This is a genomic window from Streptomyces sp. NPDC107517 (genome assembly GCF_055582645.1).
Genome location: NZ_JBVJPM010000025.1, coordinates 51,811 through 76,861, shown reverse-complemented (window position 1 = coordinate 76,861; position 25,051 = coordinate 51,811). Strand labels below are relative to the sequence as shown.

General features: G+C 68.8%; 20 protein-coding genes. 7 read left to right on the top strand and 13 right to left on the bottom strand.

What is annotated here, in order from left to right:
• The first annotated feature begins 377 nt into the window (after window positions 1-377).
• Both ACZ67T_RS36930 and ACZ67T_RS36925 read left to right on the top strand, forming a co-directional pair.
• A complete protein-coding gene (locus tag ACZ67T_RS36930; protein WP_469990161.1) occupies window positions 378-881 on the top strand; it encodes a hypothetical protein in 504 nt (167 codons plus the stop codon).
• A gap of 488 nt (window positions 882-1,369) precedes the next feature.
• A complete protein-coding gene (locus tag ACZ67T_RS36925; protein ID WP_469990159.1) occupies window positions 1,370-4,006 on the top strand; it encodes a PEP/pyruvate-binding domain-containing protein in 2,637 nt (878 codons plus the stop codon).
• A 194-nt stretch (window positions 4,007-4,200) separates the two neighbouring features.
• Here the strand turns inward: ACZ67T_RS36925 and ACZ67T_RS36920 are convergent, their stop codons facing one another.
• Window positions 4,201-4,563: a hypothetical protein gene (locus ACZ67T_RS36920; RefSeq protein WP_469990157.1), complete on the bottom strand. Its 363-nt coding sequence runs from the start codon at window positions 4,561-4,563 to the stop codon at window positions 4,201-4,203.
• Between the two features lie 653 nt (window positions 4,564-5,216).
• On the opposite strand from ACZ67T_RS36920, the gene ACZ67T_RS36915 reads away from it, so the two are divergent.
• A complete protein-coding gene (locus tag ACZ67T_RS36915) occupies window positions 5,217-5,918 on the top strand; it encodes a 2-phosphosulfolactate phosphatase (protein ID WP_469990155.1) in 702 nt (233 codons plus the stop codon).
• Window positions 5,919-6,058: 140 nt separating this feature from the next.
• On the opposite strand, the gene ACZ67T_RS36910 is transcribed toward ACZ67T_RS36915, so the two are convergent.
• Window positions 6,059-7,069 carry a phosphotransferase family protein gene (locus tag ACZ67T_RS36910; protein WP_469990153.1) on the bottom strand — a complete coding sequence of 337 codons (1,011 nt, stop codon included), beginning with the start codon at window positions 7,067-7,069 and terminating at the stop codon, window positions 6,059-6,061.
• A 68-nt stretch (window positions 7,070-7,137) separates the two neighbouring features.
• Window positions 7,138-7,875, bottom strand: a complete 738-nt coding sequence (locus ACZ67T_RS36905) for a flavodoxin family protein (protein ID WP_469990152.1) — start codon at window positions 7,873-7,875, stop codon at window positions 7,138-7,140.
• A 567-nt stretch (window positions 7,876-8,442) separates the two neighbouring features.
• Between ACZ67T_RS36905 and ACZ67T_RS36900 the strand changes: the two genes are divergently transcribed.
• Window positions 8,443-9,267, top strand: coding sequence for a maleylpyruvate isomerase family mycothiol-dependent enzyme (locus ACZ67T_RS36900; protein ID WP_469990151.1), 825 nt, complete (start codon window positions 8,443-8,445; stop codon window positions 9,265-9,267).
• Window positions 9,268-9,388: 121 nt separating this feature from the next.
• On the opposite strand, the gene ACZ67T_RS36895 is transcribed toward ACZ67T_RS36900, so the two are convergent.
• Together ACZ67T_RS36895 and ACZ67T_RS36890 are read right to left on the bottom strand one after the other, a co-directional pair.
• Window positions 9,389-9,622, bottom strand: coding sequence for a hypothetical protein (locus ACZ67T_RS36895; RefSeq protein WP_469990150.1), 234 nt, complete (start codon window positions 9,620-9,622; stop codon window positions 9,389-9,391).
• A gap of 228 nt (window positions 9,623-9,850) precedes the next feature.
• On the bottom strand, window positions 9,851-10,360 hold the full coding sequence (locus ACZ67T_RS36890) for a hypothetical protein (protein WP_469990148.1): 510 nt from the start codon (window positions 10,358-10,360) through the stop codon (window positions 9,851-9,853).
• Between the two features lie 324 nt (window positions 10,361-10,684).
• Between ACZ67T_RS36890 and ACZ67T_RS36885 the strand changes: the two genes are divergently transcribed.
• A complete protein-coding gene (locus ACZ67T_RS36885) occupies window positions 10,685-11,329 on the top strand; it encodes a dihydrofolate reductase family protein (protein ID WP_469990146.1) in 645 nt (214 codons plus the stop codon).
• Between the two features lie 442 nt (window positions 11,330-11,771).
• Here ACZ67T_RS36885 and ACZ67T_RS36880 read toward each other — a convergent pair whose 3' ends face one another.
• The 4 genes from ACZ67T_RS36880 to ACZ67T_RS36865 all read right to left on the bottom strand — a co-directional run bounded on the left by ACZ67T_RS36880 (window position 11,772) and on the right by ACZ67T_RS36865 (window position 17,796).
• Complete coding sequence (locus tag ACZ67T_RS36880; RefSeq protein ID WP_469990145.1) at window positions 11,772-13,028, bottom strand: MFS transporter; 1,257 nt, start codon at window positions 13,026-13,028, stop codon at window positions 11,772-11,774.
• A 296-nt stretch (window positions 13,029-13,324) separates the two neighbouring features.
• Entirely contained in the window at window positions 13,325-14,065 is a 741-nt protein-coding gene (locus ACZ67T_RS36875; protein WP_469990143.1) for a heparin lyase I family protein, read from the bottom strand.
• A 69-nt stretch (window positions 14,066-14,134) separates the two neighbouring features.
• Window positions 14,135-16,561: a polysaccharide lyase 8 family protein gene (locus tag ACZ67T_RS36870; RefSeq protein ID WP_469990142.1), complete on the bottom strand. Its 2,427-nt coding sequence runs from the start codon at window positions 16,559-16,561 to the stop codon at window positions 14,135-14,137.
• A 119-nt stretch (window positions 16,562-16,680) separates the two neighbouring features.
• Window positions 16,681-17,796, bottom strand: a complete 1,116-nt coding sequence (locus tag ACZ67T_RS36865; RefSeq protein ID WP_469990140.1) for a LacI family DNA-binding transcriptional regulator — start codon at window positions 17,794-17,796, stop codon at window positions 16,681-16,683.
• A gap of 174 nt (window positions 17,797-17,970) precedes the next feature.
• Between ACZ67T_RS36865 and ACZ67T_RS36860 the strand changes: the two genes are divergently transcribed.
• Both ACZ67T_RS36860 and ACZ67T_RS36855 read left to right on the top strand, forming a co-directional pair.
• On the top strand, window positions 17,971-18,798 hold the full coding sequence (locus tag ACZ67T_RS36860; RefSeq protein WP_469990138.1) for an SDR family oxidoreductase: 828 nt from the start codon (window positions 17,971-17,973) through the stop codon (window positions 18,796-18,798).
• A 214-nt stretch (window positions 18,799-19,012) separates the two neighbouring features.
• Complete coding sequence (locus tag ACZ67T_RS36855) at window positions 19,013-19,426, top strand: hypothetical protein (protein ID WP_469990136.1); 414 nt, start codon at window positions 19,013-19,015, stop codon at window positions 19,424-19,426.
• Between the two features lie 431 nt (window positions 19,427-19,857).
• On the opposite strand, the gene ACZ67T_RS36850 is transcribed toward ACZ67T_RS36855, so the two are convergent.
• The 4 genes from ACZ67T_RS36850 to ACZ67T_RS36835 form a co-directional block, all read right to left on the bottom strand.
• Entirely contained in the window at window positions 19,858-21,891 is a 2,034-nt protein-coding gene (locus tag ACZ67T_RS36850) for a glycoside hydrolase family 31 protein (protein WP_469990135.1), read from the bottom strand.
• 75 nt (window positions 21,892-21,966) lie between these two features.
• Window positions 21,967-22,803 (bottom strand): carbohydrate ABC transporter permease, encoded by an 837-nt coding sequence (locus ACZ67T_RS36845; RefSeq protein ID WP_469990133.1) that lies wholly within the window; start codon window positions 22,801-22,803, stop codon window positions 21,967-21,969.
• Window positions 22,804-22,808: 5 nt separating this feature from the next.
• Entirely contained in the window at window positions 22,809-23,759 is a 951-nt protein-coding gene (locus ACZ67T_RS36840; RefSeq protein ID WP_469990131.1) for a carbohydrate ABC transporter permease, read from the bottom strand.
• 20 nt (window positions 23,760-23,779) lie between these two features.
• A complete protein-coding gene (locus ACZ67T_RS36835; RefSeq protein WP_469990129.1) occupies window positions 23,780-25,000 on the bottom strand; it encodes a sugar ABC transporter substrate-binding protein in 1,221 nt (406 codons plus the stop codon).
• Between the last annotated feature and the right edge of the window lie 51 nt (window positions 25,001-25,051).

The following is a 25,051-nucleotide window of genomic DNA, read 5'->3' as shown; positions in this document are numbered from 1 at the left end:
CCAGGTCCGCCGGCGCGGCGGTCGACCGGAAGGCCTCGTAGCGCCCCGGAAGGCATGTATCTGCCGGTGTCGCTGCTCTACCTGCTGCAGCGCACAGACCTGAGCCTGGCGGCGATCGGCGGGCTCATGAGCCTGGTCAACCCAGTGGTTCGCGCGAACCGGGATGATCCGGGAAGCGGGCGCCGCAGGCGGAGCGCTGCTCGCGGGCGCACTGCTCGCCCTGGATTCCGCACGCGTCTACGACGGGCTGATCCTGGGCAGCGGGCTGGCGTTCCTGCTCGCCGCCGGCGTGGTCGTCTGGCTGGTGCCCGCCACCCCGCACGTCCTTCCGCCACGCCGCCGCTGCGGCCGCGTGATCGCGGCTACGGTTCCCGGTCATGGGGTTCTCGGGGTCTTTCATCGTGGCGCGAGCCGGCCGGCCGCTGACGGAGTTGGCGGCGATACGCGCCTGGGCCGGTGTGCCGTTCTGGTGGGCGCGTGATGGCGAGTGGCAGATCCTGCAGGCGTGCCCTATCGCGGATCCGGACCCTTCGGTCGTCCACGAGACGCGTGCTTCTGTCCTGGTCTCTCATGTGGTCGACAGCGACTTCGCGACAGTTCAGGCAGCGAGTCCCGATGGTCTGTCGTGGCACTGTGCTTTGTCGCCGGAGATGGCGCGGGATTACGGCGTCCCCGGTGAGCGGATCGGCGATTGGGTCGAAGTAGGCGAACTGGCGGCAGCCTGGTCTCGAGGGGCCGGCCTTCAGCCGGACCCGGTGGCGCTCAGGGCTGCCCTGGTGGCTGAGTGTGATCCGCTGGCGGAGGACTTGGTCTTCGCGCTCGTTCACGCCCTGGGGTTCCGGTTCCGTGACGGGGTCGATCTGGAACCGCGAGCTGTGTGATCGGGGGGCGCCCGTTCGCGCACTGCACCCGGCCGACGCGCCGACCGTAGCGCTCGGCCCGTCGCACGACTGCTGCTCGTCGGTCCGCAGATTGTCTCCAAGGCCTGATCTTGGAGGTGGTCGTGGGACGTCGACCGAGTGTGTCCATCCGCCCGGTCACGATGAACGAGGGCCGGAAGCGGCAGCGGATCAGCCGGACCGCGACGGATGCGGTGAAACTTCGCCGGGCGATCGTGGCGCGACTCTTTGGCTCGTACGGGCCGGCCGCCCATTCACGCAGGGCTTGCGCGCGGTCCTTCGTCGGCCGGTGGATCTCGCCTCGGCGCGCAGAGCCCTACTGGGGCGAGGCGTGTTCCAGAAGGTCAGGTCTGTGTCTGTCGGTGAGGGTGGGGTCTGAGCGGATTGACGTACACCCTTTATTCATCGCATGATGAATAAAGGCACGGTCCAGCGTCACTGGACGGTCACCACAGGCAGGAAGGAACGCCATGCCGCTCGTCCTCGACTTCAGTTCCATTGACGTCACGATGCTGGACACCGTGGGCGGCAAGGCCGCGAACCTCGGCGAACTGACCAGGGCCGGGCTGCCTGTGCCGCAGGGCTTCTGTGTCACCACCGAGGCGTACCGGATGATCTCGGCCACGGACGGCCTCGCGGGCCTGCGGCCCGACAAGGCGAGGCGGCGGATCCTCGAGGCGGCGGTGCCGGGGGAGTTGAAGGAGGCGATTCTCGCCGCGTACGCGGAATTCGGCGACGATGTGCCCGTCGCCGTGCGCTCCAGTGCCACCGCCGAAGACCTGCCGTTCGCGAGCTTCGCCGGGCAGCAGGACACATATCTGAACGTCGTCGGTGCGGACGCCGTCTTCGACGCGGTGCGCCACTGCTGGGCATCGCTGTGGACCGACCGCGCGGTGAGCTACCGCGGGACCAACGGGATCGACCACGGCTCGGTCCACCTGGCCGTCGTCGTACAGCGGATGGTGGCATCGGCGGTGTCCGGCGTGATGTTCACTGCCAACCCCGTCACCGGCAAGCGCGATCAAGTGGTCATCGACGCGAGCCCCGGCCTCGGAGAGGCCGTCGTCTCCGGGGCGGTCAACCCGGACCACTTCGTCGTGGACGGAGCGGGCGGAGCGGGCGGCGGCGAGATCGTCGAACGGCGCCTGGGCGACAAGCGGTTCCTCATCTGCCCCCTGGCCGGGGGCGGCACGGAGAAGGTCGACATCGGCGAGAACCACGCGCCCTGCCTCACCGACCGCCAGGTCCTCGAGCTCGCCGAACTCGGCGCCAAGGTGCAGGCGCACTACGGAAGTCCGCAGGACACCGAGTGGGCGATCGATGCGTGGGGCGAGATGCATCTCACCCAGTCACGGCCCATCACGACGCTCTTCCCGGTGCCCGAACGCGCCGACGGCCACGACGGCTTCCACGTGTACTTCTGCTTCAGCCTCGCCCAGGGCCTGGAGCGGCCGATCACTCCGGCCGGTCGCGCCGCGCTCCGGGAGATCGCCGGGGCCGTCGGCCGGATCATCATCGGTGACCCGAGGTCGGACGGCTGCACCGAGTCGGCCGGCCGCGTCTTCATCGACGTCACCAACGTCCTGCGCAGTAAGACGGGAAGGGCCTTCGTCCCGCGCGTACTCGACGTCATGGAGGCGCGATCGGCACAGGTCCTGCGCGGCCTGTACGACGATCCGCATCTGTCCCTGACGCATACGTCACCCTGGCCCGCGGTCAAGCGGACGGCACGCCTCGCCCGCAGGTTCCACGCCCCCTCCACCGCGCTGCGCGCCCTTGCCAACCCCGAGGCGGCGGTGCGGCGCGTACGGCGCACGGAGACGAAACTCCTGCGGACCGCCGAGAAGAAGTCCATCGAGGAAGCCCTGCGCGACTGCGTGGTCCCGGTGCTGCCCACGGTCGCCCCGACCGCCCTGGTGGGCTTTGCGATGCTCGCGCTCACCAGCAAGCTCGTCCGTGCCGAACCCGGCGAGCTGCACACGGTTCTGCGCAGCCTGCCGAACAACGTCACCACCGAGATTGACCTCGACCTGTGGCACCTGGCGCGTACGATCCGTGAGGACCGTGACGTGGTACGGGTGTTCCAGGACGACGACGTCGAGGAGCTGGTCGCCCGCTATCGCGACGGTGAGTTGCCCGAGGACGCGCAGCACGGCATCCGCGCCTTTCTGAACCAGTGGGGTCACCGCGCCGTCGCCGAGATCGACCTCGGTCTTCCGCGCTGGTCCGACGACCCCACGTATGTCATCGGCGTCGTGCGCAACTACCTGCGTCTGGAGGACGAACAGGCCCGGCCGGACGCGGTGTTCGCGCGCGGAGCGGCCGAGGCGGAAGCGATGATCGACCGGCTCGCGCGGCGCGCGAAGGGGCGTGGCCGCCTGATCCGCTTCGCGTTGCACCGCACCCGCACGCTGGCCGGCCTGCGCGAGTATCCGAAGTATCTGGCGATCACGCTCTTCGGTGCCCTCCGCGAGCGCATCGCCGAGCGGGGAGCCGAACTGCACGCACTGGGACGCATCGACGCCGCGCAGGACGTCTTCTTCCTGGACTTCGAGGAGATGCGGGCGACGGACGTGGACCTGCGCCAGAGGATCGCCGAGCGGAAAGCGGACTACGACCGGGAGATGCGGCGCAGGCACATCCCGCGCGTCCTCCTGTCCGACGGGACGGAACCCGAGGTGACGCAGCACGCGCAGACCACGCCTCACGCGCCCGGTGACCTGGTCGGCACCGCGGCGTCGGCGGGCGAGATCACGGGCCGCGCGCGCGTGGTCACCGATCCGGTCGGAGCGCACCTGGAGCCGGGCGAGATCCTGGTCGCCCCGTCCACCGATCCGGGCTGGACCCCGCTGTTCCTGACGGCGGGCGGCCTCGTGATGGAGATGGGCGGGGCCAACTCCCATGGCGCGGTCGTGGCCCGCGAGTACGGCATCCCGGCGGCGGTCGGCGTACGGGACGCGGTGCTGCGGATCCAGACCGGCGACGTCATCACGGTGGACGGGAGCATGGGCGTGGTCAGGACGCAGGGGGAGGCCGCGGAAGGGCGGGGGCGGTGGGGGAGCGGAGTTGCGTTGAGGGTGACGCGATCCGAAGACGTACACGATTGAGGACGAGTGCGGGCTCGGCGGTGGCGGGAAACTTCTTGGCCCGCACGTCGGCTGCACCCGCGCCGGCAGGCGACAGGCGGCGCAATGGGTATTGCGCCGCCTGCCTTCGCACTGAGTTCCTTGCTCACGCCTCCACTCGGGCCGGCACGAGGATGAGGAAGACATACGGCGGGCCCGCCGTCAGCTCTGGCTGCTCAGTGCACGTTGTTGAACTGGTCCAGCATGGCCTGAGCTTCCGCGCGATCTTCGGCGGTGAAGCAGCCAGGGTTCTGCTTGATGAGGTAGGCGTGTATGCGCAGGCTGGCGAGCCTATCGTCCTGCCTGTCCTGGAGGCTCTCGAGTGCCTCTGCGTCTCGCAGCTTGTCCTGGGCGAGCTCCTGAAGCTTGGAGCAGTTCTCTTTGCCTTTATCGTCACTACCAGTTGTGGTGCCGCGACCGGCGAGGAACCCTCCGAGGGCAAGAACGACTGCGGCCAGTACGAGACAGAGGATCACCCAGGGCTTGGGTCCTCGTCTCGCGGATGCGTCGGGTGGTGTTTGGGCTGTGGTGTTATCCATGATCCCCCCACGGTGATGTGGCGCGAATTTTACAAGCGGGATGCTGATCGTCGAAGGCCCGCGGCAAGATGATGACGGCCTGTCGGCTCCTCAATGATCAGGCGATCAGGAACGGCCCTGCCGGCTCGGGGGAGACGCCACCACCCCGCACCACATCCTGTGCTCCCGCCACCGCCCGAACCCGTCGCCCGCACCGGTGGACATTGCCAAGTCTGGGCAGAGCGCGCTGCGTTGGAACCCACCGTGACACGCCACTGCCCGCACTGCCAGCAGCCCATCACCAGCGTCGTGCGATGGCCACCCCGGGAGCCGCCCGACCGGCCATCACCGTCCTCGTCAGGCACACGGCGGGCCAGTCTCGGATCTGTCAGAAGCCGTCCCGGCGACCTCGAGATGCAGGGGAAGCACGGACGCGACGACGAAAACGCCGAACGCCGTGAGAGGCAGCAGCCGCAGCAGCTGCGAAGGGTCGTCGCGAAGCCAGTGCCGATTGCCCACCAGTTGCCGACCCGGTCCGCGTGGGCCGGGCCTGGACCGGTCGTGCGCAGCCGCTCAACTCCCGTGCCATGCCCCGCCGAAGACGGATCGTCATCCCGGCAGCAATCTTAATAAATTGTGCCCTTCGGATGGCCCAAGGGTACGAGAATGGCGCGATGGACCATCACTTCGTCGGCATCCCAGAGTTGACTGAAGTTCCCCGTGTGGCTGTCGTCATCGACGTCATGCGCGCCTTCACCGTGGCTGCCTGGGCCTTCTCGCGTGGCGTCGAGAGCATCGTCCTGGCTTCGACTGAGAGTGAGGCACTCGCCCTGAAGGAGAGCCGGCCTGGTTGGCTGGCTCTGAAGGACGGAGCTCCAGCAGCGGGCTTCGACGCGGTGAACTCGCCTGGCCTGCTGAGGACTTGCGACTTCGCCGGCCGCACGCTGGTGCAGAAGACGACGGCAGGAACGGTAGGCGCGCTGGCCGTCGCGAACGCGCCACTGGTCTTGTGCGCGAGCTTCGTGGTGTCCGGCCCGACCGCGCGGTACCTGCGGACCAAGGACTCCGGTCCGGTGACGTTCGTTGTCACCGGCGACGGAGGCCAGGCCGACGAGGACCTGGCCTGCGCTGAATACATCGGTCAATGTGTGGCCGGAGACGATGTCGAGGCGGCCCCGTATCTTCACCGCGCCAGGACTTCTCGCGCCGCGGCCGATCTTGCCGGTGGACTGCGGAGCGGGTACCACCCAGACGATGTCGATCTCTGCCTCGAAATCGACAGGTTCTCCTTCGCGATGGTGGCTCGCCAGGAAGAGTCTCTGACGGTGCTCCGCCCCGTTCCGGTGCCTGACATCTCGTCGTCCAGTATTCGCTGACCTGCTGGAACGTTGGACTTTCAGCCGGCAGGGTGCACCAGAGGCCAGGCCAGGGCAGGCAGTGGCGAACACGCCTCGAACGACTCGCCGTATGGCGGTCCCGGTGCCGGTCTCCTGCTCGCGGGATGACGGGACCCGCTTCAGGCGTAGCGGTCGAAAAGGGCCTGTAGGTACCCCTCCAACCGTCGGGTCAGCAGGGTGGGAGTGAGATCGGCACGACCCACCTCGCGCCAAGGGAGGGCGACCTTCTCGGCGTCCGGAGCGAAGGCCAAGGCGTCCAGCAGTCGCCAGTAGAGATGGACGGAGCGATCCTCGTCCAGCGTCCCTCCAGCGCTGACATAGTGGTCGGCGAAGCGCATGCCCGTGGAAACCCCGTGCAGCAGAGCCAGGGCCGTCGAACAGTGGGCCACGTCCAGGTCGGCCGGCCCCCAGGAAGTCTCCACCCAGTCGACGACACCGCTGATCCGCAGACCTTCGCCGTCGCCTGTGAAGAGGACATTGCCCGGATGGAAGTCCCGATGCAGGAAGCGGGCCCGGTACTGCGGGGGCTCACGCCTGATCACGTCCACGGCCCGTTGCCACAGCTCAGGCTGATCGGTGTCTTCGGGCGGACTCACCCGCTCGGGAGAGGTCCACGCCTGATAGACGCGCGGCCGTGCCTCGGCGGTCACCGGCAGCCGGTGGATGCGCTGCAACTGGCTCGCCAGCAATCCGGCACGGCGCTCGGCCCCTTCGTCGCCCAAGCGCACGGTCCCGGGCAACAGGGACATCAGCAAGGAGGGGTGATCGCAGTACTGCGCTGTTGCGTCCACGGCCACCAGCCCGGCCGCGGGCACATCCGTGTCGTCGAGCAGACGCAGAACGGCTGCCTCGCGGGTCAGCAGGCCCTCCGCGTGCCGAACGAAGAAGGGCTTGACGAATGATCGCAGGACCAACGAGCGTCGCGTGCCGGCCAGATGATCGCCTCGGTGGTCGTCCGGCCCGCAGATGTCCAAGCGGCGCATCTCCGACGTCCAGCCGCCACGCAACCGCGTGACTCCCTCGATGCGTTCTGCCGGGGACAGCTTCTTCCCCACCCAGGCGCGCGTCGCACCCCAGTCCTGGTCCTCAAGATGGGAACCGATGGGCTCGGCCCGCTCGCCTGTAACCATGGCGGCAGGCTACCCGTGGGGGCGAACGAACCTGAAGGCCGTTGCCCAAGCCTGTCCGCGGCGTTCCGCTATCGGTGTTCAGGATTCTCGTAGTCGTGGCGGCAGCCGGCGTCCCAGGCGGTGCGCTGATTGCCGTAGGCGGGGATGCCGCCGAGATCTTTGAGCGCCCTGGCCAGGTGCAGCAGGTTCCAGGTCATGAAGGTGGTGTTGCGGTTGGTGAAGTCGTTTTCGGGGCCGCCGGAGCCCGGGTCGAGGTAGGAGGGGCCGGGGCCGGCCTCGCCGATCCATCCGGCGTCGGCCTGGGGCGGGACGGTGTACCCCAGGTGCTGCAGGCTGTAGAGGACGTTCATGGCGCAGTGTTTGACGCCGTCCTCGTTGCCGGTGATCAGGCAGCCGCCGACGCGGCCGTAATAGGCGTACTGTCCTGCGTCGTTGAGAAGGCTGGAGCAGGCGTAGAGCCGTTCGATCACTTGCTTCGTCACGGAGCTGTTGTCGCCCAGCCAGATCGGGCCGGCCAGCACCAGGATGTCGGCGGCCATGACCTGACGGTAGAGGTCCGGCCAGGCGTCGGTCTCCCAGCCGTGCTCCGTCATGTCGGGCCACACGCCCGTGGCGATGTCGTGGTCGACGGCCCGGACGACGTCGACGTGCACTCCCTGGGCTTGCATGATGGCAGTGCTGCGGTCGATCAGGCCCTGGGTGTTACTCGTCTCCGGCGAGCGCTTGAGGGTGCAGTTGATGACCAGCGCCCGCAGGTCGTCGTACCGGGCCGGAGGTGTGTCGGTGGCGGGTGATGAAGCGGTCATACGGTCCTCCTGGAGCCCGGTCGCCACCCGGTGCGCGGTGACTCGTCCAACTTTGCCCAGCGCGGAGGCCGGTCGGCGGCGACCGCCACAGCCGAGGCCTCCGAATGGCCCTGGTGGTTGCCCATGCGGGCGGCTGCCGAGGAGTGGCGAGTGGCTGGGCACATGGGCGTGGCCACGACTCCCACGGATGGGCTGCCTCTTCCGGCCGGTGATCTGTGGGCGGCTGAGCTGCCGGGCCGGAGGTGTTCGGCCACATGGGGGCGGACCCCGTGGCCGGGGTCCCGAGGCTGCGGCGGTGCTTCGGCTGGTTCCTGGCACGTCGGCGCCGGCAGCGGGGGAGGGCGTCCGAGCCGTCGGCTGTCAGTGCCAGATGTGGCAGGTGGATGTGATCAGGTCGTCTCGAAGAAGATCAGCACCCGGGGCAGGGTCCGGCCCGAGTTTCGTGGTGGGACGGTCGGTTGTGCCCCCGGCGATGCAGACCTCTCCGGCGAGCAGGTTGGTTTCCGGAGCGTGGGCGGAGTCGCCGCCACTGGACAGATGTGCGGAGTTGGTCCAGTGTTCTCGTCCGTGATCACCCCTTCCAATTCCCCCGGTCCAGAGACCGGCGCCCGCTCGCGCCAGTTCGAAGCCATCGCCGCTGTGGCGGAGGAGACGGCCGCCCTGCTGCGGTCGTGTGCGGACACCGCGGTGCCCATTCCCGGCGCGCGGTGGACCGTCGGCGAGGCCGCCGCTCACCTGGTGATGGCGAACGAGCTGATGGCGGGCCTCGCCGAGGGCCGCCGGTTGCCGTACGGCGACGGCACCCCGGGCAGCCTCGCCGCGGCCAACGACGCCTCCCTCGCCGCCTTCACCGAGCGCGACGGCGTCGTGCTGGCGGACGGCATCGTCCGCCACGCGCTCGCGTTCAACGAAGCGGCTTGCCTGCGCGCCGCGGACGAACCGACGCTCACGCCTCTGGGCCCGATGGATCTGGCGACCCTCGGCTCGTACCTCCTGACCCACATACTCGGCCACGGCTACGACATAGCCGTCGCCCTGCGCCGGCCCCACATGATCGACCGTGAACGCGTCGAGCTGACCCTGCCGTTCCTCACCCTGGCGATGCCCCGGGTCGTCAACGAGCGGGCCGCGGCCGGCCATAACGGCCGCTACGCGCTGCGCGTGCGCGGCGGCTCCCGCTTCGGGGTGACGTTCGCCGACGGCGTCGCGACCGTGAGCGCCGAGTCGCCGCACCGCCCCGACTGCACGATCGAGGCCGAGCCGGTCACGTTCTTCCTGCTGGCGCTGGGCCGGTGCAACCCGAACCGGGCCATCGCCCGCGGCAAGATCCTCGCCTGGGGACGCAAGCCCTGGCGCGCCCCGGGATTTCCCAACCTGTTCACGGCGCCGTAGCGGTTGCAGGAGCCGCCCCTCGCGGGGCGCCAGACTCATTGGGCCCAGCGGCGTGACGGCTTGGCGCTCGCCCCGAAGTCCGGTGAGCATGGCCGCGCATGCCCGGACGCGGCGGCCTGCCCTAGCGGTGGTAGCCCTCCACAGGATCCAGCCCGGCGCGCTCCGTTGCGTCCATGGGGCGGTAGAAGTCGTCCCCGTGCACCACAGCAGCGCCGCACAACTCGACGAGGGCCGTCGCCAACGTCGACTTACCGGAGCCACCCATGCCGTCGACAGCGACCAGAGCAGCGCCTCCGCAGCTCCGGGCTTCGACGGCAGCGGCAACTTGTTCGGCAGCAGCCGAGTTCATCGTCATGGCGGCATTCTGTACGCAGCGGGCGCCCCGAAAGAAGAGCAGCGGCTCTCCATCACGCCCACATCGCGACGTGTCGGCGCGCAGAGGCGTCCGCACTCCTTCGCTCGGTTGGCTTTCCGCTGGCCAGGCACATTACGCCGAGACGGAGCGCCGGTACTCCGTCCCTGACCTGGCATCGCGAACACGGCGGGCGGAGTTCGGCAGGTGGCTCCACGGTTCACCGCGAGGTCAGCTGCGGCGGGTGTGCTGGGCGCCCCAGAACACGGAGCGGGCGGCCCTGATGCGGGCTGCCTGGCGCTCGGGATCGCGAGCATGCGCGTACGCGGTGGCCAAGGTCTCGTGGTCGGCGAGGCGGCCGCTGCCGTCCGGCGGGGTACGCCACAGGAAGGCGTGGCGCTGAACGCCGGCGATCCCGTCTGCGCTGGGGGAGGGGAGGACCAGGTCCTCGCCGGTGGTGAGCAGCACGCTGTGGTGGTCGGACTGCCAGTTCCGGGCGGTGCCGGGCTCGGCGAGGAAGTAGAAGGCGGGGCGGCGCTGGAGGTGTTCCTCGAGGACCGGGACCTGCTGGGCCAGATCACCGAGTTCCCACAGAACGGTCAGGGCGAGCGGCTGGAACAGCCGCAGCACGTCGAACCGGACACCGGCGGGTATCGAGGCCAGGTGCGGTGGTTTCTCCCACTGCTCATACACCAGTGCGGGATCGGGGTGACATGAGGTCAACCACTGTGTCCCGTCCATGAGTTCACCGTATGCCTCTTCGGGGCGCATGTCAGGTGAATGCCAGGGGCAACGGATGCGGACTCAGCGGTGTCCGTCGGGGGCGCGTCAGGAGGCTGAGGAAGTACTGGGCAGTACCTGCTGACGTACCTGCGGGGTAAGTCAATGACCTGAGCGGGTTCTGTCGCGGTGTATCCCGACGACAGTCCATTTTGTCGTGCTGTGGTCTGGCTGGCACAGGTTGTCGTCCTGGGGGTGGAGCCGGGTTCCGGCGTGGCGATGAGTCTGCGGGCATCCGCAGGTCTATCTCTTGACGGATAAATCCGACTGATCAGGAGCAAAGCCATGGGTCTCATTCATATCGAGCTGTTCGCGACCCTCGACCTCGTCGGGCAGGCGCCCGGCGGTCCCGACGAGGACCCTGTGGGGTTCCCGTTCGGCGGCTGGCAGGCGCCCTTGCTGGACGAGGTTGCCGGGGCACAGATCGGTGCCGCGTACGAAGGCACGGACGCCCTCCTGCTCGGCCGGCGGACGTACGAGATCTTCGCCGCCTACTGGCCGCATCAGGAGGGGGGCGAGGACAACGAGATCGCTACGCTCTTCAACAGCGTCCCGAAGTACGTGGCCTCGCGCGGCCGGCCGGACCTCTCGTGGGCCGGGTCCACGCTGCTCGGCCGGGACCTGGGCGAGGCGGTGCGCGAGATCCGTGATCGCCACGAAAACGTGAAGGTCGTCGGGAGTCTGAACCTCGTGCAGACCCTCCTGCGCGAGAAGCTGTTCGACCGGCTCGACCTCTGGCTGCACCCCATCGTGCTCGGCGTCGGCAAGAAGGTGTTCGACGAGGGCGCGGTGCCCACCAACGTCACCCTCCTCGAACCCCCGACAGCCAGTCCCAAAGGCACCGTGTATTTGCGTTACGGGCTCGCCGACGGCACGCCCGCCACGGGAGACATGAGCGCACCTGATCGCGGTATCGGAAGCGACGACTGAAGCCCCGCGCCCGGAGGGCCCGTGTCTTCGCGGAACGGGTACGGCCCGCCCTGTCACGCGTCCGAGAGACCGCAGCGGGGTCACGATCACCGACGGGCCGCCCAGGCGCCGGCCACGGGCCGGCGGCGCCGGCCGGCCAGGCCTCCGTATCAATGAAAGCGTCGCTCGAGGTGAGCCGGGCAGGTCACCCAGCGTGACCTGGGGCCGGTGTTCCGGTCGCCCACCGTCGCCTCGAGACGGGTGGAGCGCGGCCCACGGGGCCTGCACATCCGCTGCGCCGTACGGCGCTACCCGAACCCGGCAAGTGGGTGTCCACATCGAGCCAGTCCGCATGTACCAAGGGGCGCTGGGCACTATGACGACTCGGTTGCCCGCAGCGGCCCCGTGGCGACCCTGCGGCGCAGTCCCGCGTCCATCGCGCAGAGCGTACGGAACAACACTCCTAAGCCGTGCTCTTCCCGTCGAGGAGCTGACGGGCGGGGAGCTCGCGAAGTGAGCGCAACGGCGACGCGATGGCGGCTGACGCACCGACCAGCATCATGCAGCCACTGGTGATCAGCGTGGCCCTGAGCCCGATCATGGATCCCAGCATGCCTCCGACCAGGGCGCCGAGCGACTGTCCTCCGAATACGAGGAAGCGCCAGGTGGCGTTGGCGCGGGAGAGCAGCGACGGGTCGATCACGGCCTGGCGGAGGGTCTGCTGGTTGACGCCGTAGATCGAGGGGCCGATTCCGCGCAGGACCTGCGCCAGAACCAGGACGGCCTGCGACATGGGGGAGAGGTCGACCGCAGCGGCGACCACGAGACCACCGGACGAGGCGAGAAGAACGCCGGAGATGAAGGCCCGGCCCGGTCCGACCCTTCGTGTGAACCAGGTCGCCATGGTGGCTCCGAGGATGCCTGCCACTCCGCTGACGGCGATCGCAGCTCCGACCAGGCCCGAAGACAGATGCAGGTCCCGGACGAAGAACAGCACCAGGACGACAGCCTGCAGCTGACCCGCGAACGCACCGATCGCGGCCGCGAGTATCACAGCGCGGAGGATCCGGTGGGAGAACACCGCGCGCAGCCCTTCGAGGATGTCGGTCCGCAGCGAAAGGTCGCGCGTGGTGCCCGAACCAGCGATCCGCCCGGAGTGGCGGATGGATGCTTTGCACAGCCCGGAGATCAGGAAGGAGAGGGCGTCGACAGCGACAGCCACCGGTGCGCTGAGCACCGTCACCAGAAAGCCGCCCAGGGCCGACCCTGTCGTGTTGACTGTCGCGTTGCTCAGCATCAGCGCACTGTTGGCAGGGAGCAGTTCTTCCCGCGGCACCAGCAGCGGGGTGAAGGACTGCGCGGCTATGGTCTCGAAGAGACTGGCAACGCCCGCCAGCGTCACGACCGCGTAGAGGTGCCACATCCGGAGCAACCCGCACGTGGCCAGGATCGGTACGGAGCCGAGTACCAGTGTCTGGGCGAAGTCGGTCATGGTGAGAATGCGTCGATACGGAACGCGGTCCGCCCAGACCCCGGCCGGTAGCCCGAGGATGAGATGCGGCAGCAGACCCATCGCACCGAGCAGGCCCATCTGAGTCGGCGAAGCGTGCAGATAGACCACCGCTGTCAGTGGGAGAGCCACCGTCGTGACACTCGATCCGAGCAGCGATATCGAGGTGCCGAGGAACAGCTTGCGGAAGTTGCGATGGCGGGCGAGCACCTCCCAGGGCCGAGTCGGGCGATCGGAGGGCCGAGTCGAGTCATCGGACTCGTCACGGATCTCTCGCGTCCGTTCCGAGGCGTCCCCTGCTGCTTCCGCCGGCATGACCGGACCCTAATGGCCAGGCAAGGTGTGATCCCTGCCGTTCGCCTTCGGCCGAACCGAGCGCTCGCTGCACTGAACACGTCGGCGGGTGCGGGGTCTTGAAGCGGCCAGGCACGCGGAGGCTCATGCGGCGGGACTTGCCAGGGGCGGTCTGAGGGGCAACTGAGGGGCGCCCCTGACAAGGTGGTCGTCTAGTCGACGTCCGCGCGGGACTGTCCCAGCTTCAGGTCGTCGATCCAGACGTGGGAGTTGACGCCGTTGATGCCGGTGCCGTACGTGCCCCATCGGGGGTTGTTGCCCATGTCGTCCCAGGTGCGGATGCCGGTCTTGCCTGCGGCCTTGGTCCCGTCCATCCACACCTCGAAGGAGCCTGTGTTGTCCGAGCGGGTGGTGATGCTCAGCTCGAGCTTGTGCCAGCTGCCGGCCGTCCACGGTACGGTGCCGACCGACTGCCACGTCTCACCCGGCGCGACGTACCAGACCTTCAGCTGACCGCCCTCGACCTTCATGATGACCGGGTAGTTCTGCTGCTGCTGGTCACCGGTGCCCCAGGACTTCCACTGGAACACGGTCTGGGCGTTGTCCGAGTTCGTGTCGAAGTACCAGCCCCACCAGTAGGTGGAGTTGTTGCTCCACGTGCGGCCGGCGGCGCCCGCCGCCTCACAGCGGTCGATCCCCGCCGGCTTGTTGAGGCTGAAGATGTCGCCGTGGCCGTCGTTCCAGTTCGTCGTCGAGATCTGTCCGCCGTCGCAGGCGGTGTAGTCGAAGGCGGCGGCGCCGGAGGCGGGGTCGGCCGTCCAGAGGACGGCTGCGTTGGCGGGCGATGTCGTCAGGAGTGTCATCGCGGCGCCGACGCCGGCCGGAGCGAGCAGGAACTTGCCGGTCCTGGCGCGCGCGGCGCCGAGGGCGGTACGGACTTTGCGTCGGTGCACAGTCTTCTCCTTGGTGGGGGGAGTTGCACGCGGGCCCGCCGCCGTCGGCGGGCCCGCGCGTGCGGGAGGTCAGCCCAGCCTGACCTTGATCTTCAGGGGTGCGCCGAAGGCGCCGGTGAGGTCACCGAAGGTGAGCTTGAGAGAGGATCCGGTCGTGGCGGTGACCGTGGTCGGCCTGGAAAGCACCTTCGACACCCGCTTGTGCCAGGTGACCTGGAGGGACAAGGCCTGGCGAGCCGGGTCGGAGACGACCACCGTGGCGGTGCCGTCGCGGTGCTCGCGGATGAGGACGGAGGCGGGGGCGCTCGCGGTGACCGTGTCCACCGTGCCCGCGGCCCAGAAGTTGACCGCGGTCAGGCCGAGCTTGGCGACGCGTACGCCCTGCCGGTCGCTGCTGTTGGCGAGAATCTTCAACCACCCCCGGTCGCAGGCGCGTTGGGCAGTAGTCCTTGCGCTGGCGCCGGGCAGGAGCACGTAGGCGTACGTGGAATCGGTGGGGTCGGTGCCGTGGTCGGTGTAGAGGGTGAGGTAACGGCGGGTGATCGGGTCGGCGGGGCCGCCGGTGTTGATGTCCTTCCAGGCGCCGGTGCGCTCCTCGCGGACCGCGCTCAGCCGGGCCCCGCACGGGAAGACGTATCCGGCGTGGCCCTCGATGTGTGCCCACTCGGCGTCCTCGAAGGTCCGGCTCCAACCCTGCTGCGCGGGCTGGGACCTGCCGTCGACCGTCAGCGCGGGGGCACCGGCGGCGCCGAGGGCGCGGTTGTCGACCGTGGTCTCCACCGCGTACCCGTCGGTGGAGGTGATGCCCGCTCCGAGGCAGACGACGGAGTCGTCGAGCCAGAACCAGGACTTCTTCGCGTTCATGGTGGATTCGAGGCCCTTGAGGTGCTGGCCGGTGGCGCCGAACTCGCCGTCGGTGGTGCCGCCGACCCAGTCGACGTCCGGGCACGGCTGACCCCAATTGCCGCCCTGGCCGTCGGCGAGCGGCTTGCGGGAGGCCGTGATGCCGGGGAGACGGTACGGGTCGACGGTGGGCCAGAACGCGTCGGAGTACTGACCCAGGCCGAAGTCGGAGCCCCACCAGGAAAGCCAGCCGGCACCGGTGTGGTAACCGCGGGCGTGCTCGCCGTTGCCGAACTCGTAGTGGGCGATCCGCCCGGAGGCCATGGAGACCGAGGCGGCCCAGCCGCGGCGGCGGTGCGTGACGCGGTCCATGTTGTGGAAGAGCCGGTGCTCGACGGGCTCGGGGGCGGGCTTGACCGTGGTGTCGTCGAGCACGGACTGGAGCTGCGCCGCCCGGGTCAGGCTGAGACCGGGGTTCTCCAGCGGCGGGGCGTACGAGTCCCGCTGCATCCAGCCCTTGACCATGCCTCGCCACCGGGCGTTCTCCTCCGGAGCGGCCCCTTGGCCGATCAGCACGAGGGTGCCGAGGAGGCCGATGGCGCGGGTGTGCTCGGAGGTCCCGAAGCGGCTGATGCCGCGGGAGGACACGTTGTCCATGATCAGGCCGTTGTGGATGAACGGGGCGATGGCCTTGTCGACGGTGTCGAGGAAGAGCTGGGTGTTGGGGTCGTTCAACTCCCAGTCGGAGCCGCGCAGCAGGGCCAGCAGGCGGCCGACGCCATCGTGGAGCACGGCGCCGTAGCCGCCGATGTAGGGGACGTTACGGTGCTGGATGAACGATCCGTCGGCGTAGAAACCGTCCCCGGTGGTGACGTACGGGAAGACCGGGGCCAGGGACCTGGCCGCGAGTTCGACCTTCGCCACGTCCTCGCCCACTATGCCGCGCAGGATGACGCTGCGGCACAGGTCGACGCGGTTGGCACCGGTGCTGGTGCCGGAGTAGTTGTCGAACACCGAGTCCGCGACGAAGTGGTCGACGGCCGCGCAGAACTTCGCGATCTGCTCGGCGGTGAGGTGGTCATGGACCAGGACGCAGGTGTCCATCAGGGCCTGAGGCGCGCCTATCTGGAAGTTCCACCAGTTGCCGTACTGCTGGGTGGCCGTGTTGAAGACCTCGGAGTTGACGTGGTCGAGGCCGGTGAGGACCGCGTCCAGCAGCTCGGCGTCACCTGTCAGGCCGGTGCCGGGCTGCGCCCACGCCTGGGCCATGGCGCCCAGCCTGCTGTAACTGTCGTTCATCTTCGCGGAGAAGGCGTACGACGCTGCGTCGGTGTTCGGGTCCGGGTCCGCCCACACCGCGTCGGGCCAGAGCGAGCCGCTCGCGGGGGCCATCGTGGAGAGGTGTTTCTGCGCGGTCGTACCGAGGTTGGCGAGCAGGGTCTTGAACGGCTCGGCCGTAGGACTGAAACCGGTCCCGAGGACGAGATCCCGCCACCTGGCTCGCAGAGCGGCGAACTCCTCGGTGCCGGCAGCGGGTTCGGCGGCAGAGGCGGCGGACGAGGAGGCGATCGTGGCGGTACCGGAGAGCCCGAGGGCCAGAGCGGTACCCCCGGCAGCGTGGAGGAAGGCACGGCGACGCACGGAAGTAGCCATGGGGAACCAATCTGTGCAAGACGGGAATCTCGCCGACTTGAGTGCGGCGTGTCGTTGCGCAGCTTGGATTCCGGCTTTGACCGGCGTCAAGACTGAAAGATGAAGCGGGCAATAATCGGTCAGTTACTGGGCAGTTGAACGGACTCCGGAGCGCCGCAGGACTTCCTCACCAGGAGCCGCGGGAGCCATTCCACGGCGGAGTGCTCGACGCCGGGATCCTCGATGCGGCGCAGCAGCAGCTTCACCGCGGTCTCGCCGAGCGCGTGGTTCGGGGGAGAGACCGAGGTCATGGGTGGGTCGGTGAGCGCCGCGATCTCGTCGTTGTGGCAGACGAGCGCGAAGTCCTCGGGTACGCGGATCCCTTGGGCCGGCAGCCACTGGAGCAGATTGGCCGCGTCGGTGTCGTCGTGGACGAGGGCGGCCCGGATCTCCCCCGAGGCGATGAGGGCGGTCAGTCGCTCGGCGTGGTGGTCGAACTCGACGTAGTGCCCGTGGGCGTCGGTCGTCGAGGAGATGTCGTCGTCCGGGAGGCCTAGCGTGTCCATTGCGGCCTGGTAGCCGCGACGGATGTGGGGCCAGGTGTGCGTGTGCCGGGAGAGCAGAGCGATACGCCGGTGCCCGAGACCGGCCAGGTGCCGTACAGCCATCGAGGCGCCGCCCGCGTGGTCCGAGGCCGCCCTGTCGAGGTTCGCCCCGGGCAGGCCGAGAGGGATCCGGCGTTCCACGAGTACGGTCGGCACCGCCAGCTCCGCAAGATGGAGGGCGTCCGTCTCGGTGGGGCCGTGGACGCTCCAACTGGGGGTGAGGAGCAGGCCGTTCGCGCCGGCCTCGAGCATGTTCCTGATCTGTGTGGCATCCCGGTCGCGGTGATACTCCGTGATGCCCACCAGCAGGCGCGCGCCGGCCGCGGTGGCGGCCTCGCGGGCGCCGCGGATGACCGACTGGTAGAAGTAGTTGGCCGTAGGGACCACCATTCCCAGCAGGAGCCCGCTAGGGGACGGGCCGGGGGCCTTCCGGGCGAGCCGCGCATCGCGCGCGTTGAGCGGCGCGGTCGGCCAGGCCACGGAGCCGTGGAGCCTGCGGACGCGACCGATGTCGGCGAGCGCCGTCACGTCCCGCCGCACCGTTTCCACCGATGCGCCGAGTTCCGCCGCGAGTTCGGCCACCCGGACGCTCTCGCGCTCCCGCACGATCCGCAGCAACCGCCTGTGCCGCTCCTCGACGCTCTCCCGCATCGCTCCTCCTTGCCCACGGCATTTGGTGCGAGGAGCATAGACCGGAGGGCGTGGATTGAGTGACCGGTTACTGACCGATTAAACTGGCGCTGTGTCCGAATGCAGGATGATATGCGGAGAAAGTGCTGGTACAGCTGTCGGCCGGGGCCGTGAGCCGGTCTAGTGTTTGGCTGCATGAAGGTTCTGATCATCGGCGGCAGCGGCTTCCTGGGCGCTGAGTTGATCCGGCGGGCCGTGGCCGGTGGGCACACAACAGCGGCGACGTACGCGACCAGGCCTGGCAACGCTTCCGAGGTCGAGTGGTATCCGCTCGACCTGCGGAGTGCCAGGGACGTGGACGCCGTCATGGCCGATGTCGGGCCGCATCTCGTGGTCAACGCGTCGAGCGGCGGAGCCGACTGGGCGGTCACGGCCGAAGGCCCGCTCCGCCTGGCGAATGCCGCGGCGAAGTATGGCTGCCGCCTGGTCCACGTATCCAGCGACGCTGTCTTCTCCGGAGCCCGCGTCCACTACGACGAACCCTGCCTCCCCGACCCTGTCACCCCCTACGGCGCGGCGAAGGCCGCCGCGGAGACGGGGATTCGCCTCACACACCCGGATGCCGTCATCGCTCGCACCTCGCTGATCATCGGCGACCGGCTGTCCACGCACGAACGCGTGGTGCACGACCTCGCGGCCGGCATGCGCGACGGTGTCCTGTTCACTGATGACATCCGCTGCCCCGTGCATGTCGGAGACCTGGCCGCGGCCCTGCTGGAGCTTGCGTCTGGTGAGGCGAACGGTGTTCACCATCTGGCAGGAGCCGATGCCGTGAGCCGTCATGAGCTCGGAGTCCTCATCGCCGAGCGTGATGGGCTCGACGTCTCCCGACTTCCTGCGGGATTGCGGGCCGACAGCGCGTTTCCCGGGGCGCTCGATGTCCGCCTCGACAGTCGCGCCACCCAGCGCGAACTGCATACCAGGTTGCGCGGCGCCCGCCAGTTCCTCGCCCTGGGCGCCTGAATGCTCCTGGATGCGACGCGGCCGACACGCTCACGCTTCGATAAGACTGCTTTTGAACAGCAGATCCGGATCGTCGAGCGGGTCTAGCCTGGAGGCGTCTGGATTCGTCCGGCTGTCGCCGCAGCGGTGCGGTCAAGTGGCACTTCGCGTTGGGGCTGGGGCCGCGGGCGGTGTGCAAATCGGGACCATTGGCGTCTTGAGGGGGGTGGTGTGCATGGGGAATCTCTTGGCGGGCCTTGCGGGAGCGCTCATCGGGTTGGCTGGTGTGTTACTCGGCACGTGGGTTACCGGCCGTAATGAAGACCGGCGTTGGCTGAGGGAGCAGAAGCTGAAGAATGCGGCAGACTTCATCGCCGCGGGCCTGCATCTCTACGAGTCCCAGCTCGACGGAAGTGACCAGCGCCACCTGACGAGAGCAGATCGGGTGGCCTGGCAGGGCAAGCTACAGACCGGCAGGTCGGTGGTGCATTTGTTGTGTCGCGCCGAGACACGCGAATCCGCCGATGCGTTCTCCCGGCTGGTATGGCGAGCGGAGGGCACCGAGAACGTGGCAGACCAATCAGATGTCGTGCAAGTTCTACGGACTTTCAATGTGCGCCTTCGGCAGGAGATTCGCTCCGATCGGTAAGCAAGAGAGCAGCGGAAGAAGCCGTGCCATGTTGCGATGCCGGCTCCTGCGCTGCTCCCTGAACTGGCCGAGAGCGAGGCCCTGCTGAGCTGCCTTGCAGATGGCTCGCAGCGCATCGACGACCTGCCGCACCTGCGACTGTGCCGATCTGGGAGCTGGCTTGCCGGCCGGGGCTGCGGGGAGACCGGGCCCATGCAGCTCGCCGCCGAAGCTGTTGCCGCGACCGCGACCGCGACCGCGCCCGTCGAAGTCGTGCGGATCCCCGCCGTTCCGACTGAACGGGGCAATCCTCACTCCGGGAAGACAGTCGCCCTCGTGCGTGACGGGCAGCGGTCGCGGCGCAGACTACGTGCGAGCTGAGCGGCCGGATGGACGCCACGCGATCAAGGCAATTCCGGTGCCCTCAGGTCTCCCACCGTCCGCCCGCTCCGTCAGCCGTTCACGGGCAGTTGGGCGTCGTCGCGCAGCATGAGTGGAATCCGGTCGAGTGGGGCGTCGACCGTGTGCCAAGCGCCTCCCTCGTACGGCGCGTCCGTCCAGGCGCACCTCCAGCGAGCGCCCGCCGGCAGATAGACCTCGCGGCGCGTCGCGCCGGCCGTCGTGACCGGAGCGACCAGGAGATCGGGGCCGAGCAGGAACTGGTCGGCGACCGTCCAGGCCGTCTCGTCCTCGGGGAACTCGAGGAAGAGCGGGCGCATCGGGGGCAGTCCCTCGCGGGTGGCGGTGGCCATCTGCTCGGCGACGTACGGGCGCAGGCGCTCGCGCAGTTCCAGGTAGCCCCGCATGATCTCGTACGCCTCTTCGCCGTACGACCAGACCTCGTTGGGGCCGCCGGTCATCTCGCCGCCCAGCGGCAGCCAAGGCAGCCGGAAGCCGTGCAGGCGGAAGATCGGGCAGAGCGCGCCGAACTGGAACCAGCGGACGAGGACTTCGCGGTACGCGGGGTCGTCGGGGTCGCCGCCGTGGAAGCCGCCGATGTCGGTGGTCCACCAGGGGATGCCGGACAGGCCGATGTTGAGGCCCGCGGCGATCTGGGCGCGCAGGGCGGAGAAGTCCGTGCCGATGTCGCCGGACCACACGGCGGTGCCGTAGCGCTGGCTGCCCGCCCAGGCGGAGCGGGAGAAGGACATGCCGTCGGTGTTGCCGGAGGCTGCCATGCCCTCGTGGAACAGCCGGGCGTTCTCGCGAGGGTAGAGGTTGGCGACCTCCTGGCCGTGGCCGACGTGGTAGCGGAGATTGGCCGGGTGGCCGGGCTTCATCTCCGGCTCGCAGGCGTCCAGCCACCACAGATTGATGCCGAGGCGCTGGTAGTTCTCCTGGACCTTGGACCATACGTACGCCCGGGTCTCGGGGTTGGTCGGGTCGTAGAAGGAGACCATGACGCGATGGTCGGCGCCCTTGTCGATCCACGTGGCGTGGGCCGGGGTGCCGTACTCGTTGGCGGCGAACAGGCCGCGGCGCTCCAGCTCGTCGTAGTTCTCGCTGGAGCGGTTGACCGACGGCCAGATGGAGACCATGAGCTTGACGCCGAGCTCGTCGAGTTCCCGGACCATGGCGGCCGGATCGGGCCACTCGGCGGGGTCGAACTTCCAGTCCCCCAGGCGGGTCCAGTGGAAGAAGTCGGCGACGATCACCGAGATCGGCAGACCTTGGCGCTTGTACTCGCGTACGACCTCGAGGAGTTCCTCCTGAGTCCGGTAGCGCAGTTTGCACTGCCAGAAACCGGTGGCCCAGTCGGGGAACGCGGGGGCGTGGCCGGTGGCGTCCGCGTAGGAGCGCAGGATGTCGGCGGGCTGGTCGCCGGCGGTGATCCAGTAGTCGATCTGGCGGGCGCTGTCGGCGACCCAGCGGGTTCCGGTCCGCACCATTTCGACCCGTCCGACGGCGGGGCTGTTCCACAGCAGGCCGTAGCGGCGGCTGGACAGCACGAACGGGATGGTGATCTCCGTGTTGCGCTGCACCAGGTCGATGACGGTGCCCTTCTGGTCGAGCAGGCCGTGCTGCCGCTGCCCGAGGCCGTACAGCCGTTCCCCCTCGTATGCCTGGAAGTTCTGCTCCAAGCGGTGGTAGCCGTGCCCGACGGGAGTGTGGACACGGGTGCCGGGCCACCAGAAATGGGCGGGGCGCTCGGCGAGAAGTTCCGTGCCGTCCTGAGTGCGGACGAAACGCAGTACGCCGTCGATGGTCAGCTCGGCGGTGATGCGGCCGTTGACCAGGCGGGCGGGGGGTACCGGGTCCGTGGGGGAGCCGAGGCCGTTCTTGAAGACGCTCAGGCCGGTCAGGTCCGGGACGGTGATGTCGGCCCTGGTGCCGGGGCGCTCCAGGAGGGCGCCGGGGATGTCGTCGCGGAGCGGGCCGAGGGAGGCCCGTACGCGGACGGAGTCGGGCCCCCAGGGCTCGATGCGCAGCGACTCGTGCCCGCCGTGCCACTCCAGGCCGCCGTCGTGTTCCCGGAAGGTGCTCAAGGTGTATCTCCTGTGCGAAAGAAAAAGCCCGTGCAAAAGAAGACGGGGGTGCTTGGTCCTGGTGTCCGGTTCCGGTCAGTCCTTGACCGAGCCTCCGGTGATCCCGACGGCGATGTACCGCTGGGCGATGACGAGCAGTACCGCCGCCGGGATGGAGGCGAGGACGGCTGAGGCCATGAGGGCGTTCCAGTCGGTGGCGTTGGCGCCGATGAAGCGGTAGATGCCGACGGTGACCGGGGTGACCGCGTCGCGGGAGGTGAGGGTGATCGCGAAGAGGAAGTCGGCCCAGGAGAACAGGAACGCGAACAGGCCTGCGGTGATGAGGCCGTTGCGGCTCATGGGGACGACGATGCGCAGGAAGGTGCGCCAGGAACCCGCACCGTCCAGCGCCGCGGCCTCGATGACCTCGGTGGGGATGTCACGCAGTTGGGCGCGGAGCAGTACCGCGGCGAACGGCACGGACAGCGTGGACTGGGCCAGCATCAGACCGACGGTGTTGTTGAGCAGCCCGAGGTTGCTGTAGAGCGCGAAGAGCGAGTTGGCCTTCACGATGCCCGGGACCATCTGCACGATCAGCAGGACGAACAGCAGCAGCGCGGCCCGGCGCAGGCGGAATTTTGCCAGCGACCACGCCAGCGGAGCCGCGAGGGCGAGGGTGATCAGCACGTTGCCGCAGGCCACGAAGAGGCTGATGACCAGGTGCCGTCCCTGGGTGTCGACGGCGGCACGGTATCCGTCGAGGGTGGGATCCGTGGGGAACCACTTGGGCGGGATGCTCAGCAGGGCATGACCGGGCTGGAGCGAGGCGTTGACCATCCAGTACAGCGGGAAGAGCAGGACGCCGACGATCACCAGGGCGATCGCCGTGCTGCTCCAGCGGCGGGCAGCACGCAGGGCTGCGGGAGACGACATCGGGACTACCTCTCGGACTGTTCGGCGCGCACGGCCCGCAGGTACACGAGCGCGAAGAGCATGGCGATGACGATGAGGACGTTGCTGACAGCGGCGCCCTGGCCGAACTGCAGGTTCGTGAAGGAGAGGGCGTACGACCAGGTGGACAGCAGCTGCGTGGAGTTCGCGGGGCCGCCTTGCGTGAGCACCATGACGACGTCGAACGCCTTGATGGTGTAGATCAGTCCGAGCATCACCACGACGGAGGTGGTCGGGCGCAGCAGCGGCCAGGTGACGTGCCGGAACTTCTGCCAGGCGCCCGCGCCGTCGAGCGAGGCGGCTTCGTACAGCTGAGGCGGGATCGACTGCAGGCCGCCGTAGAGGATCACCATGTTGAAGGGGATGCCGATCCAGACGTTGGCGATGACGATGGCGGTCATGGCGTGGTCGGGGCTGACCAGCCAGGGGACGGGGCCGTTGATGAGGTGCAGGCTGAGCAGTACCTGGTTGACCACGCCGTAGTCCTGGTCGAGCAGCCAGCGGAAGACGGTGCCGGAGACCAGAAGCGGCAGTAGCCAGGGCAGCAGGAGCAGGGCACGCAGCGTGCTGCTGAGTGCGAAGCGACGGCGGAAGAACAGGGCCAGGCCGAGGCCGATGGCGAACTGCAGGATCAGCGAGGCGATGGTGAACACAGCTGTGTTCCACAGGGACGTGGAGAACAGCTCGTCGGTGAAGATCGCCGTGTAGTCGGCGAGGCCGTTGAAGGGGGCACCGCCGTCGTAGAAGGACGTCACCGTGTAGTCCTGGAACGACATGATCAGGTTGGCGACGACGGGGTAGCCGAAGAAGATCACCAGGTAGAGGACGGCGGGGACGTAGAAACTCATGCGTGCCACTCGCGCCCGGCGTGCGGGGCCGGCGGTCCGGCGGTCCGGATGCGCTGCGGCGTGGACGGGCTTGTCCAGAAGAGTCGTCATGATGAAGGAACCTCGCCTGATCAGTGGTCTGCGGACCGGGCCTCGCGCTGAGCGGCGGCGAGGGCCTTCGCCGGGCTCAGCTGTCCGATGGCGGCGTGCTGGAGTGCGGTGTACAGCGCCTTGGAGACGGCCGGGTAGGCGGTGCCCAACTCGGCGGTGCGGGACCGGGCGGTGGGCGCGCTGGCCACGAACGGGGCGAGGTCGGGCTGCTCCTTCACCAGTCGCTCCGCGACCGCCGGGTCGGCGGGTACGTCGGCTCGCAGCCGGGCCCACTGGATCATGTGGTCCTGGCTGAGGACGCAGTTGAGGACCTGGACGGCCTTGTCCTGCTTGTCCCCCTTGGGCACAGCCCAGGTCTCGCCGCCGAGCGGGGTGATCGAGGGGCCGTCGCTTCTCTGTGTGGGGAGCGGCACGACGCCGTAGTCGAGCCCCTTCTCGGCAGAGAGCGCGGCGAGCTGCCAGGAGCCGTTGATCATCATGGCGGCGTGGTGGCCGATGAACTGCTCCGCCACGTCCGACTGCTGCCAGTTCAGCGCCGACTTCGATATCGAGCCGTCCTGGAAGAGCGAGGTCCAGTACGTCAGCGCGGACACGGACTCGGACGAGTTCAGGTGCGCGAAGTCCGCGCCCGCGCCCCAGAAGAAGGGTTCGTACTGCCAGGAGCCTTCCTCGGTGGCGACTGCCGAGAGGGCGAGACCGTAGCGGTGGCCCTCGGTGAGCTCGGCCGCGCTTCTCCGGAGCTCCTTCCAGGTGGTCGGCGGCTTGAGACCTGCCTTCTGGAAGACGGCCTTGTCGTAGAAGAGAGCGAGCCCGTTCACCCCCGGGGCGACGCCGTACAGCTTGTCCTTGTACGTGCCGGCCTTGAGGACGCTCTCGTAGAACCCTTCGCTCTTCACCCGGCCTTCGAGTGGCAGCAGCGCTCCCGTCGAGGCCAGCTTGGGCAGGTCCGGGTTGTCGCTCAGCACCAGATCCGGGAGGGACCGCGCGGCACCGTCCCTCAACAGCTTGGGCACGAGCTGCGCGCGGGGCATGACCTCGCGCACAACGGTCACGCCGGTCTGATGCCCACAGGAGCGGAGGATCTCGGTCAGTGCCGTGTTGCCCGGCTCAGCGGTGTAGTAGTCCGAGACGGTCAGGGTGTTGGGCGGCGTGTCGGCCGTGATGAGTCCGCAGCCGCTCAACGTCGTGGTGAGGGCGAGTGCGGCGCAGGCGGCAGTGGCTGCGCGGGTGCGGGGGGACAAAGGTGTGCCCTTCGGGGTTGTAGGGATGGCCGCGCGGACGACTGCGCCAGG